This window comes from Streptomyces sp. NBC_01224 (assembly GCF_036002945.1).
GTDB lineage: Bacteria > Actinomycetota > Actinomycetes > Streptomycetales > Streptomycetaceae > Streptomyces.
This window is the reverse complement of sequence record NZ_CP108529.1, coordinates 3,558,111-3,570,793: the sequence shown is the minus strand read 5'-3', so window position 1 is coordinate 3,570,793 and position 12,683 is coordinate 3,558,111. Positions and strand designations below refer to the sequence as shown.

General features: G+C 69.3%; 10 protein-coding genes. 7 read left to right on the top strand and 3 right to left on the bottom strand.

The genetic code is table 11. The features are described 5' to 3' along the window. Positions 1-56 precede the first annotated feature (56 nt). The 6 genes from OG609_RS15425 to OG609_RS15400 all read left to right on the top strand — a co-directional run bounded on the left by OG609_RS15425 (position 57) and on the right by OG609_RS15400 (position 7,175). Positions 57-1,097 carry a BMP family lipoprotein gene (locus OG609_RS15425; protein WP_327273355.1) on the top strand — a complete coding sequence of 347 codons (1,041 nt, stop codon included), beginning with the start codon at positions 57-59 and terminating at the stop codon, positions 1,095-1,097. A gap of 264 nt (positions 1,098-1,361) precedes the next feature. After that, a complete protein-coding gene (locus tag OG609_RS15420) occupies positions 1,362-2,954 on the top strand; it encodes an ABC transporter ATP-binding protein (RefSeq protein ID WP_327273354.1) in 1,593 nt (530 codons plus the stop codon). Beyond that, entirely contained in the window at positions 2,951-4,066 is a 1,116-nt protein-coding gene (locus tag OG609_RS15415) for an ABC transporter permease (protein ID WP_327273353.1), read from the top strand. Before OG609_RS15420 ends, OG609_RS15415 begins: the two co-directional genes overlap by 4 nt. Then, the gene (locus OG609_RS15410; RefSeq protein WP_327273352.1) at positions 4,063-5,352 is read left to right on the top strand and encodes an ABC transporter permease; all 1,290 of its coding nucleotides are present in this window, start codon (positions 4,063-4,065) and stop codon (positions 5,350-5,352) included. Before OG609_RS15415 ends, OG609_RS15410 begins: the two co-directional genes overlap by 4 nt. Further along, positions 5,349-5,747, top strand: coding sequence for a cytidine deaminase (locus OG609_RS15405; protein ID WP_327273351.1), 399 nt, complete (start codon positions 5,349-5,351; stop codon positions 5,745-5,747). The genes OG609_RS15410 and OG609_RS15405 overlap by 4 nt, the downstream gene beginning before the upstream one ends. Before the next feature lie 150 nt (positions 5,748-5,897). Beyond that, positions 5,898-7,175 (top strand): thymidine phosphorylase, encoded by a 1,278-nt coding sequence (locus tag OG609_RS15400; RefSeq protein WP_327273350.1) that lies wholly within the window; start codon positions 5,898-5,900, stop codon positions 7,173-7,175. A gap of 101 nt (positions 7,176-7,276) precedes the next feature. On the opposite strand, the gene OG609_RS15395 is transcribed toward OG609_RS15400, so the two are convergent. After that, positions 7,277-10,618 carry a S8 family peptidase gene (locus tag OG609_RS15395; protein ID WP_442817966.1) on the bottom strand — a complete coding sequence of 1,114 codons (3,342 nt, stop codon included), beginning with the start codon at positions 10,616-10,618 and terminating at the stop codon, positions 7,277-7,279. Positions 10,619-10,886: 268 nt separating this feature from the next. Between OG609_RS15395 and OG609_RS15390 the strand changes: the two genes are divergently transcribed. Then, entirely contained in the window at positions 10,887-11,267 is a 381-nt protein-coding gene (locus tag OG609_RS15390) for an STAS domain-containing protein (RefSeq protein WP_327273349.1), read from the top strand. A gap of 53 nt (positions 11,268-11,320) precedes the next feature. Here OG609_RS15390 and OG609_RS15385 read toward each other — a convergent pair whose 3' ends face one another. Together OG609_RS15385 and OG609_RS15380 are read right to left on the bottom strand one after the other, a co-directional pair. Then, the gene (locus OG609_RS15385; protein WP_327273348.1) at positions 11,321-11,632 is read right to left on the bottom strand and encodes a hypothetical protein; all 312 of its coding nucleotides are present in this window, start codon (positions 11,630-11,632) and stop codon (positions 11,321-11,323) included. Then, a complete protein-coding gene (locus tag OG609_RS15380; RefSeq protein WP_327273347.1) occupies positions 11,629-12,618 on the bottom strand; it encodes a sigma-70 family RNA polymerase sigma factor in 990 nt (329 codons plus the stop codon). Before OG609_RS15380 ends, OG609_RS15385 begins: the two co-directional genes overlap by 4 nt. Between the last annotated feature and the right edge of the window lie 65 nt (positions 12,619-12,683).

Below are 12,683 nucleotides of genomic sequence, written 5' to 3'. Positions count from 1 at the left end.
CTCGGCGAAACCAGCGCCGGAAGAGGCGCTTCGGTCAGGTTTGAAGGAGCCTTCCCTTGCGCCGGGTATCCAAGATCACCGCTGCGTGTGCCGTCACTGCGGCTCTCGCGCTCACCGCCACCGCGTGTGGCGAGTCGTCCACCGAGAGCTCCAGCTCCGACAAGGGCAAGATGAAGATCGGCATGGCCTACGACGTGGGCGGCCGTGGCGACAACTCGTTCAACGACTCCGCCGCGCGTGGTCTGGACAAGGCCAAGTCCGAGTTCGGTGCCGAGACGAAGGAGCTCACCGCCAAGACCGGTGAGACCCCTGCCGACCGCGAGCAGCGCCTCGAGTCGCTCGCCGAGGGCGGCTACAACCCGGTCGTCGCGATCGGCTTCGCGTACAAGGACGCGGTCGACAAGGTCGCCGCCAAGTACCCGAAGGTCAGCTTCGGTCTGGTCGACTCGGTCTCCGATGCGAAGAACGTCGCCTCCATCGTCTTCACCGAGGAGCAGGGCTCGTACCTCGCCGGTGTCGCCGCGGCGCTGAAGTCGAAGGACGGCCAGGTCGGCTTCATAGGCGGTGTGGACCTTCCGCTGATCAAGAAGTTCGCCGCGGGCTTCCAGCAGGGTGTCCTGGACACCAAGCCGAAGGCCAAGGTGCAGATCCAGTACCTGTCCACCGGTTCGGACCTGTCCGGCTTCGGCAGCCCCGACAAGGGCAAGGAAGCCGCCAAGGGCATGCTCGACAAGGGTGCGGACGTCATCTTCGCCGCCGCGGGCGGCTCCGGTGCCGGTTCGATCGAGGCCGTCGCGGGCAAGAAGGGCGCCTGGTCCATCGGTGTCGACTCCGACCAGGCCCTTGACCCGGCGCTGTCGAAGTACAAGGACACGATCATGACCTCCGTCGTCAAGAACGTCGACACCGGCGTCTTCGACCTGGTCAAGTCCGTCAAGGACGGCAAGCCGGTGACGGGCACGCAGGCGTACTCCCTGGCCAAGGGCGGCGTCAGCCTGACCACCACGGGTGACCACCTCAAGGACATCCAGGCACAGCTGGACGCCGCGAAGAAGAAGATCGTCGACGGCACCATCACGGTCAAGACCACGACCTGATCCGACCCGTCGATCGGGGCCCGGGTGAGCCGCTTCGGCTTCGCGCGGGCCCCGATTCACGTACGGCTTCCCTCGCCTCCGCGGTAGTCGTACGCACACTGTCTGCCACCTGTCATCAGGTGGCCAACGATTCGGCGGCGCTACGCGCGTAGCGTCCGCCGGGCGCGGTACCTTTTTCGCCCCCACCGCCTCCGTCCCATCGCCTCCGCCCTCCGCTCCTGCCAAGGAGAGTGCGTCATCAACGCGTCCAGCAGTCCTCATGCCGTGGAGCTCCGCGGCATCACCAAGCGGTTCCCCGGAGTCGTGGCCAACCACGACATCGACATCACCGTGCGCCGCGGCACCGTCCACGCTCTCGTCGGCGAGAACGGCGCCGGCAAGTCCACTCTGATGAAGATCCTGTACGGCATGCAGAAGCCGGACGAGGGCACCATCGCGGTGGACGGCGAGCAGGTCTCGTTCCACAACCCCGGCGACGCCATCGACCGCGGTATCGGCATGGTGCACCAGCACTTCATGCTCGCCGACTACCTCACGGTCCTGGAGAACGTCGTCCTCGGCTCCGAGAAGCTGTACGGGATCGGTGACCGGGCCCGCGCCAAGATCAAGGAGATCTCCGACGCCTACGGTCTCGGTGTCCGCCCGGGCGCCATGGTCGAGGACCTCGGGGTCGCCGACCGGCAGCGCGTGGAGATCCTCAAGGTCCTCTACCGCGGCGCCCGCACCCTGATCCTCGACGAGCCCACCGCCGTCCTCGTACCGCAGGAGGTCGACGCGCTCTTCGACAACCTGCGCGAGCTCAAGGCCGAGGGCCTGACCGTCATCTTCATCTCGCACAAGCTGGGCGAGGTCCTGTCGGTCGCCGACGAGATCACCGTCATCCGGCGCGGTACGACGGTGGGCACCGCCGACCCGAAGCGCACCACGACCAAGCAGCTCGCCGAGCTGATGGTCGGCAGCGAACTCCCGTCGCCGGAGACCCGCGAGTCGACCGTCACCGACATCCCGATGCTGACCGTCGAGGGGCTGCGGCTGACCGCCACCGACCCGGACGGCGTGGTGCGTTCGGTGCTCGACGGCATCGACTTCACCATCCACAAGGGCGAGGTCCTCGGCATCGCGGGCGTCGAGGGCAACGGCCAGTCCGAACTGGTCGACGCGATCATGGGCATGCGCCACCTCGACACCGGCGTACTCACCCTGGACGGCGTCGACATCTCCCGCACGCCGACCCGCAAGCGCCGCGAGGACGGCATGGCCGTCATCCCCGAGGACCGCCACCGGCACGGACTGCTGCTGGAGGCCCCGCTCTGGGAGAACCGCATCCTCGGCCATGTCACCGAACGCCCCAACAGCAAGGGTGTGTTCCTCGACCTCAAGGGTGCCCGCGCCGACACCGAGCGGATCGTGCGCGAGTACGACGTCCGCACCCCCGGTATCGAGGTCACCGCGGCCTCCCTCTCCGGCGGGAACCAGCAGAAGCTGATCGTCGGCCGCGAGATGAGCCACGACCCGAAGCTCCTGATCGCCGCGCACCCCACCCGGGGCGTGGACGTCGGAGCCCAGGCGCAGATCTGGGACCAGATCCGCGAGGCGCGCCGCGAAGGACTGGCGGTGCTGCTGATCTCCGCCGACCTGGACGAGCTGATCGGGCTCTCCGACACCCTGCGCGTCATGTACCGCGGCCGGCTGGTGGCGGACGCCGACCCGGCGACCATCACCCCGGAGGAGCTCGGCTCGGCGATGACGGGCGCGGCCACCGGCCACCTCGAAGCGCCGGACGAGACACCTGCGCCGGACGACTCCGGTGCCGAAAGCACCGACACCGACCCCCGGAACGGGGGAGAGGACCGATGAAGAAGATCGACAAGGAGCGGCTGCTCCTGGGGATCGCGGCCCCCGTACTCGCGATCGTGGTCGCCTTCCTGGTGACCGCACTCGTGCTGGCCGCCACCGGCAAGGAGCCGTTCAGCGCCTTCGGCATCATGTTCGACTACGGGATGAAGTCGGACAGCCAGGTCTACATCCTGAACAAGGCGACGACGTACTACCTCGCGGGTCTCGCGGTGGCCGTCGGCTTCCGGATGAACCTCTTCAACATCGGCGTCGACGGCCAGTACCGCCTCGCCGCCTTCTTCGCCGCCGCGGTCGGCGGCGCGCTGACCCTGCCCGGCGCCCTGCAGATCCCGCTGATCATCCTCACCGCGATGATCGTCGGCGCGATGTGGGCCGGTATCGCCGGCGTCCTCAAGGTCACCCGGGGCGTCAGCGAGGTCGTCTCGACGATCATGCTGAACGCCATCGCGACGGCCATCATCGGCTATCTGCTCCAGCAGGGCCGCCTCGGCCACCTCGACAAGGCCGGCACGAAGATCTCCACCAAGCCGCTCCCGGAGTCCTCGCACTTCTTCGAGCTCCCGACCACCCCGGCGCCCGTCTGGGGCTTCATCGTGGTCGCGGTCGTCGCGGGCATCGCCTACTGGTTCGCGCTCTCGCGCACCCGGTTCGGCTTCGACCTGCGCACCGTCGGCCAGTCCGGCTCCGCGGCCGAGGCCAGCGGTGTCGACGTGAAGAAGATGGTCGTCACCTCGATGCTGATCTCCGGCGCCATGGCCGGTCTGGTCGGTATGCCGACCCTCCTCAACGACAGCTTCGAGTACAGCGGCGACTTCCCGGTCGGCATCGGCTTCACCGGTATCGCCATCGCCCTCCTCGGCCGCAACCACCCCATCGGCATCGCGCTCGGCGCACTGCTCTGGGGCTTCCTCGAGCGCGGCACCGGCAAGCTCGAATTCGAGGGCTACGACAAGGAGATCGTCGGCGTGATCCAGGGCGTCATCGTCCTGTGCGTCGTCATCGCCTACGAGGTCGTCCGCCGCTACGGACTCAAGCGCCAGCAGAGCAAGGTCGGCGCGGAACTCGCCGCACAGGCCGCCCGTAACTCCGACCAGCAGGAGGTGTCGGCGTGACCGTCACGGCGACTTCCACCCCGCCCCCCGCGGCCCCCAAGGTCTCCGGCGGCAAGGGCGGCCGCACCCGCCTCTCCTTCCCCGTCGTCCTGCTGATCATCGCGGGCGCGCTGCTCGCGCTGTCCGCAGTGCGCGCCATCACCGGCGCGCAGGACGTCACCTCTGCCGGGCAGATCAGCGCGGCGCTCGCGATGGCCGTGCCGATCGGGCTCGCCGGTCTCGGCGGCCTCTGGGCCGAGCGGGCCGGTGTGGTCAACATCGGCCTCGAAGGCATGATGATCCTGGGCACCTTCTTCGGCGCCTGGGCCGGCTGGCAGACCAACCCGTGGCTCGGCGTACTGGCCGGCGTCATCGGCGGCATGCTCGGTGGGCTGCTGCACGCCGTAGCGACCGTCACCTTCGGCGTCGACCACATCATCTCCGGTATCGCCATCAACATCCTGGCGCTCGGCTTCACCACCTACTTCGCCAAGCTCTGGTTCAACACGGGCGAGGCGGCGGCCAAGGGCGGCAGCCCCAAGCAGTCGCCACCGGCCGACGACATCACCTCGGTGACGATCCCGGGCCTCTCCGACTGGCTGCACTCCATCGAGAAGCACCACTGGTTCTTCGTCTCCGACCTGGCCGGCGTCATCGGCGGCCTGGTCACCAATGTGTCGCTGCTGACGGTCCTGGCCGTGGTCCTTTTCGCCCTCACGTTCTTCGTGCTGTGGAAGACCTCGTTCGGGCTGCGGCTGCGCTCCTGCGGCGAGAACCCGGTCGCCGCCGAGTCGCTCGGCGTGAACGTCTACCGGTACAAGTACATCGCGGTGATCGTCTCCGGCGGCATGGCCGGCCTCGGCGGTGCCTTCCTCTCGCTCGTCACCTCGCACATCTACAACGAGGGTCAGACCGGTGGCCGCGGTTACATCGGTCTCGCCGCGATGATCTTCGGTAACTGGCGGCCCGGCGGGCTCGCCATGGGCGCAGGCCTGTTCGGCTTCGCCGACGCGCTCCAGCTGCGCAACGGCGGCGAGTCCGTCCACGCGCTGCTCCTGCTGCTCGTGGTCGTGCTGGCCGTGCTCGCCGCCTGGAAGCTGTACCGCAAGAGCTTCGTGCAGGGCGCGGTCAGCGCGGTCATCGCCGCCGCGGTGCTGGTCTGGTACCTCGCCACGGACACGGTGCCGACCGAGTTCGTGAGCGCCACCCCGTACATCGTCACGCTGCTCGTCCTCTCGCTCTCCGCGCAGCGGCTGCGGATGCCGAAGGCGGACGGCATGCGCTACCGCAAGGGCCAGGGCAAGTGACGGCCGCCGCGGAGGTCGACTGGGCGGCGCTGCGGAGCGCCGCGCGGTCCGTCATGACACATGCGTACGTTCCCTACTCGCACTATCCGGTCGGCGCCGCGGCCCGCGTCGACGACGGCCGTACGGTGTCCGGCTGCAACGTCGAGAACGCCTCGTACGGCATCGGGCTGTGCGCCGAGTGCGGCCTGGTCTCCCAGCTCCATGCCACCGGTGGCGGGCGGCTGACCCACTTCACCTGTGTGGACGGGGCGGGCGAGATCCTGGTGCCGTGCGGCAGGTGCAGGCAGCTGCTGTACGAGTTCGGCGGGCCGGAGCTGATCCTGGAGACGCCGGACGGCTTGCGCACGCTCGACGAGATGCTGCCGCAGGCGTTCGGACCGGACCATCTGAAGTAGAGAGGCCGGCCGAAGCAGAGGCCATCTGCAGCAGCACCACCGTGGCCCTCCTGCCCGTCGGGAGGGCCACCCCCATCTCAACCCTCTATGCGCGTAGAGTCATTCAGGACTCTTGCGTACGTACGTACCGGCCGGAAGGACTCCCAGGACATGGACGCCATCTCCGTCATCCGCACCAAGCGCGACCGGGGCGAGCTGACCCCCGAACAGATCGACTGGGTCATCGATGCCTACACCCGCGGCGAGGTCGCCGACGAGCAGATGTCCGCGCTGGCCATGGCGATCCTGCTGAACGGTATGAACCGTACGGAGATCGCCCGCTGGACCGCCGCCATGATCGCCTCCGGTGAGCGGATGAACTTCGACTCGCTCTCCCGCCCCACCACCGACAAGCACTCCACCGGCGGCGTCGGCGACAAGATCACCCTGCCGCTCGCCCCGCTGGTCGCCGCCTGCGGCGCCGCCGTGCCTCAGCTCAGCGGCCGCGGACTCGGCCACACCGGCGGCACGCTCGACAAGCTGGAGTCCATCCCCGGCTGGCGCGCCCACCTCTCGAACGCCGAGATGCTGAACGTCCTGGACACCACCGGCGCCGTGATCTGCGCCGCCGGTGACGGGCTCGCCCCCGCCGACAAGAAGCTGTACGCGCTCCGCGATGTCACCGGCACCGTCGAGGCCATCCCGCTGATCGCCAGTTCGATCATGTCCAAGAAGATTGCCGAGGGCACCGGCGCACTCGTCCTGGACGTCAAGGTCGGCTCGGGCGCCTTCATGAAGACCATCGAGGACGCCCGCGAACTGGCCTCCACCATGGTCGCGCTGGGCACCGACAGCGGAGTTCGGACGGTCGCGCTGCTCACCGGCATGGCCACCCCGCTCGGCCTGACCGCGGGCAACGCCCTGGAGGTGCGCGAGTCGGTCGAGGTGCTGGCCGGCGGCGGCCCGAAGGACGTCATCGACCTCACCCTGGCCCTCGCCCGCGAGATGCTGGACGCGGCCGGGCTGAGGGACGCCGACCCGGAGAAGGCCCTCGCCGACGGCTCCGCGATGGACGTCTGGCGCCGGATGATCTCCGCCCAGGGCGGCGACCCGGACGCCACGCTTCCGGTCGCCCGCGAACAGCACGTCGTGACGGCCCCGTCCACCGGCGTACTGACCCGCCTGGACGCGTACGACATCGGCGTCGCCGCCTGGCGCCTCGGCGCGGGCCGCGCCCGCAAGGAGGACCAGGTGCAGGCGGGCGCGGGCATCGAACTGCACGCCAAGCCCGGTGACACGGTCACGGCCGGACAGCCGCTGCTGACGCTGCACACCGACACCCCCGAGAAGTTCGACTACGCGCTGAAGGCCCTGCCCTCCTCGTACGACATCGCCCCGGAGGGCACGGAGTTCACACCGACGCCGGTTGTGCGCGAGCGCATCGCGTAACTGCGCAGCCGCGCGCCGCACGTAACGCGAACGGCCCGCCGGGGCGGAGGAATCCGTCCCGGCGGGCCGCTCTCATGCGGTCGGTGCGCCTATCGGCCCACTCACTTGCCGAAGTACGCGTTGTAGATCGACACCGACGACTTGTTGCCCTGCTTGTCCGTGACATTGGCCCGGTACGAGATGGACTTGCCCTTGGCCGGGTTCTTCACAGAGAGCTTGCCCGACTTGACCGCGGTCTTCTTCCAGGTCTTGCCGGCGTCGTAACTGACGTACACCGTCAGCGACTTGAGGTTCTTGCCGGCGGCCGAACCCTGCACCGTCACCGGCACCGAAGCGGTCCTGCCCGCCGTCACCCTGCCGTCCGGCGTCACATGGGGTGTGAAGCGGACCGTGGATGCCGGGAGCTTCGCGGAGCGTGCCTTCTTGGACTTGAAGGTCCAGCTCGCGTCGATGCGGGTGGACAGGGTGCCGATCTTGGCGCTGCGCCGGACCGAGGTCGTCAGCCTGTAGTCCGCCGAGGCGGCCGGGACGCTGAACGGCTGACCGGAAAGCGGGTCCTGGTTCTCGGCGAACTTCTTGCCGTTGCGGTAGAGGACCGTCTTCACCGAGGTGTAGTCCGTGTAGCCCTCGTTGCCCTTGCCGTCGGCGTGCAGCGGGACGACGGCCGTCAGGTCGTTGCCCTCGCGGACGATGCCGTCATTCGTGGTCATCCGCGGTCCGAAGACACCGGTGTTGACGGTCTTCGAATAGGTCTTGCCGCCCGTGAACGTCTGCTCGGGACCGAGCAGGTACATGGACTCGCCGATCGGGTGGCCCTGCGCGTCGAGGCCGGCAATCTGCGTGAAGTCGAAGCTCCACTTGGCCTTGTCGGCGGTGGAGACATGGACCGAGCGGGTGCCGGGAAGCTTCTGCCGCGCCGGTTGGATGGGGGGGAACGACCCGCCCCCGTCGGGCAGGCTGCCCCACGCGTTGATCGCACCGGTCTTGCCGCTCACGCCGGGCGTCCCCATGGCCACCTTGACCGCGGCGAACTGCTTGGCCGTCAGCTTGCGGGAGTAGCCGTCCGAGAGCTGGGTCACCGGGCCGCCGAGCACGATGTCGTACTCGCTCGACGCGCCGTTGTACCAGGTGCCCGTCCAGTGCTGGGACAGTGAGCGGTCGGTCAGCTTCGGGCCTACGTGCGCCGTGCGGAAGTTCTTCTGGTCCGGCACGGCGTAGCCGAAGGCCGCCGAGTAGTTCTTGTCGCCGATCGTGTAGTCGGTCGCGACGTAGCCGGGCTTGAGCCCCTTCACAGGCAGGGTGATGCTGACCGGCTTGGTCCTGCGGGCGTCGAACGTCACCGTGGTGTTCTTGGTGACGTTCAGTTTCGGCTGGGCGAACCAGTCGCCGCCCTTGTAGACATCATCCGAGCCCAGCACCTGGTCCGCGCTGAGCGAGTACAGGCCCTTGGGCACCCGCACCTTCACCGAACCGTCGGTGATCTCGGGCATGAGCCACATGTCGGAGACGGAGTCGTCGAGGCCGAAGAGATCGGCTCTCGCGTTCGCGGGCGTTTTGCCGTCGCGGCCGATGGCCTTGAGCGTCACGTCGTACGACTCGATCTCGCGCTCCACCGCGGCCGCCGTGCGGACTGTCTGGCCGCTGCCGGTCGCCACGACATACGCGGAGTACGAACCGTCCGTCGTGCCGCCCAGCCGGGTGTCCGCCGTCAGCGGCACCTCGGCCGTGCCGCCCGCCGGGACGGTGACCTCGCTCGTGCTCAGAGTGAAGAAACCGGCCGGGGCGGGCTTGCCCTTCGGGTCGAGCCCCGTCACTGCCAGCGAGAGGGTGACGTCCGTCGTCCCCAGGTTGCGGTACGTCACCTGCTTGGTGACCGGGGTGTCGTCGGTGTGAGGCCACTGCTGTGTACCGAACCCGACCGAGACCGGGTCGGCGATGACGCTCTGGTCGATCGCCCGGTCGAGGGCGATCCGGCCCGTGCCCTGCTCGAACGGGGTGTACGCGCCCGGCTTGGTGGAGGCCGTCAGGGCCCCCTTCAGCTCGGTGTTCCGCCACTGCGGGTGCTGCTGCTTGAGCAGCGCCGCGGCGCCCGCGACATGAGGGGTCGCCATCGACGTACCGGAGATGGTGGTGTAGCCGGCCGGCTTCTGGCCGACTTCCTGGTCGATGAGTGAGCCCGGCACCGCGGCCGCCGTGATGTCCACGCCGGGGGCGGTGACATCGGGCTTGATCGCTGAGTCGCCGATGCGCGGACCGCGGCTGGAGAAGTCGGCCAGCTTGTCGTTGTCGTCGACCGCGCCGACGGTCAGTGCGGCGTCCGCACTGCCCGGGGAGCCGACCGTGCCGGCGCCGGCCTCGCCCTCGTTGCCCGCCGCGATGGCGAACAGGACGCCCTTGTCGGCCGACAGCTTGTTCACCGCCGCTTCGAGCGGGTCGATCTCGGGGGTGTCGCCGCCGCCGAGGCTCAGGTTGATGATGTCGGCGCCCTGGGAGACCGCCCACTCCATGCCGGCCAGGATGCCGGAGTCGTCGCCGAAGCCGTCGTCGTCGAGCACCTTGCCCTCGATCAGCTTGGCGTCCGGGGCGACGCCCTTGAACTTGCCGCCCGACTTGGCGCCCGTACCGGCCGCGATCGACGACACATGGGTGCCGTGCCCGACCCGGTCCTTGGTGTCGGACGAGGTGGAGAAGTTCTTCGTCTCCAGGATCTGGCCCTTGAGGTCCGGGTGGGTGGCGTCCACACCGGTGTCCAGGACGGCGATCTTGACGCCCTTGCCGGTGTAGCCGGCCTTCCACGCGGCGGGTGCGCCGATCTGAGGCACGCTCTTGTCGAGGCTCGCCTTGCGTACGCCGTCCAGCCATACCCGGTCGATCCCCGGGGCCGTGGTGCGCTGGATGCTGCGGGACGGCTTGGCGGTGAGTGCCTGCCAGATGTCCTTGGCGTCGCTCTTGGGTGTGATCACCGACTCGGCGTTCAGCGACTTCAGCGTCCGGCTGACCTCGGTGCCACCGGCGTCCCTGACGTCGGCCTTGGCGGACGCGGTCTGTGCGCCCCGGTAGCCGACGATCAGCCGCAGGCCCTTCTGCTGGGACCTGCGGATCTCCGGACGGTTCAGCAGGGTGACGTCGAAGAGCCGCCGGTCGAGCTTTCCGGAGCCGATCAGCCGGTGGGCGTCGCTCGGAATGATGGATGTGTGCCCGTTGCGGACCTGCCGCTGTACGGGTATCCGCTCACGCCCCTTCGCGGGCTCGAAGCCCACGACCCGGCCCTTGGAGTCCACCGAGACGCGGTCGCCGGTGATGAGCGTCAGCTGATGGCGGGGCAGGGGCTTCGTCCCCGCCGGCCGGACCTGCTCCGGCTGTGCCATCGCCGGGGTGGTCATACCGGCTGCGAGCGCCACGGCGGCCGCCGTGGCGATGGTCGAAACACACGCGTTTCTCACGTGTCTGCGCAACTCTCCCCCTGGAGAATCAGGCGGCCCGCTGAGGAGCCACTGGTCAGCCGGCACCGCTGGGACGCCGGTGCCGGCCGGTTCACGTACCTAGAGGGGGAATTGATCGCGATGGTTCACAGAAACCTCACAGATGGGGGGAGTTGACGGAGGTTCATCGGCCCGGGGTCGACCGGAGGGGCGGACTCCGGACGGTTGTCGGCGGCCTTCCGGCCGGGGGGTGCCGGTCGGGGTGGCGGAAGTGTGGATGCGGGCAGCGATGAGTTTCGGCCGCCGCACCGGTCTCCCTGATGTGGAAGCCATGACCCCGATCGTTCTCGTCGTCACCGGCCGCGTCACGCGGGCCGCCGTGCCGGGACTCTGTGCCGAGCTGGAGTCGCTGCTGTACGACCCCGAGGGCGCCGTCCGCGACCCGGACGCCGGGGTGGACTGCGATGTGGGCGGGGTCGTACAGGCGGATCTGACCCTGGTCGAGGCGATCGCGCGGCTGGGGCTCGTCGCACGCCGTGCGGGCGGCAGACGGCTGCGGCTGCGCAATACGCCACCCGAGCTGCAGAGCCTGCTCGACATGGTGGGCCTGGCCGATGTGGTGGACGTGGGGTGCGGGACCGGGGGCGGGGCCGTGGGGAACGAGGCCTGAAGAGACGGCGCTTCAGGGAGCGCGCGGCCCCGTCCGCCTGCCCCGCCCGATGTTCAGTCCCCGCTCGGGCCCGCCGGGGTCCTTCCCTCGAACCGTGCGCAGACCGAGAGCCTGGCCACGCCGATGTCCGGGACCGCCGTCGCTGTGGGGAACGGCGACGCCCCGAAAGACACGGTCGCGTCGGCGTTGTCGCAGCCGTGCTCCGGCTGCGGTCCCGGTTCACCGCCGGGCACCGTGGTCCGGGCTGTCCCGGGGGTGGCCCCGTCGGTGGCGACGGGCTCACCCAGCCACTGGGTCAGCCCCCAGCCGCCGGCCGCGAGCACCGCCCAGCCCGCCACCAGCCCGTTCCGTACGCCGCGCCTCACGCCGCGTCGGCGTCGAGATGGTCCGGCAGACCGAACAGCGGGAACCAGCGGGGTGTGTCCAGGAAGCAGTGCATCCCCGTGATGGAGCCCTCCGAGATGTCGATGACCTGCACCGCCCACGGAACGAACCCCGGCCCGTCCGGATCCGGCTTGTAGTGCGCGAACGCCGGGGTGCCGTTCGCCTCCGTCGCCACCAGCCGTGAGCCTTCGCAGCTCGCACCGATGGTGCGCATGAAGCCGGTGATGTCGTCGTGCCCTTGGAGCCAGAGGTCGAACGGCGGCATGGTCATCACGGCGTCCTCGTGGAGCAGTGCGGTCAGCGCCGCCATGTCGTACCCCTCGAAGGCCGCGACGTACCGATCGAGGAGCTTGCGCTGCTCCTCGTCGAGCGGATCGGCGGTGTCGGCGGTCAGACCCTCGTGGTCCGCGAGGGTCGCGCGCGCCCGCTGGAGGGCGCTGTTGACCGAGGCGACCGAGGTCTCGAGCAGCTCGGCGACCTCGCTCGCCTTCCAGGCCAGTACCTCGCGCAGGATCAGCACGGCCCGCTGCTTGGGCGGCAGATGCTGCAACGCGGCCATGAACGCCAGCCGCACCGACTCCCGCGCCACCGCGGCCTCCGCCGGGTCGGCCACCGACGGCAGGATCCGTCCGTCCGGCATCGGCTCCAGCCAGGTGTTCTCCGGCAACGGGTTGAGCGCCGCCTGAGCGAGCGGCGTCGGGCCCGTCAGATCGACCGGACGGGCCCGCTTCTTGCCCGCGTTCAGCATGTCCAGACAGACGTTGGTGGCGATGCGGTACAGCCAGGACCGCAGCGAGGAACGCCCCTCGAACTTCTCGAAGTTGCGCCAGGCACGCACCAGCGTGTCCTGTACCGCGTCCTCCGCCTCGAAGGCCGAGCCGAGCATCCGGTAGCAGTAGCCGGTCAGCTCGACCCGGTGTACCTCCAGCCGGCTGTCGATGTCCGCCGTAGCTGTCCGATCACTCATCGCTCCACCCCTGTTGCGCTGTGATGCCGCTCACTTGAGCTCTTGGGAAGCTACCGCAGGCCACT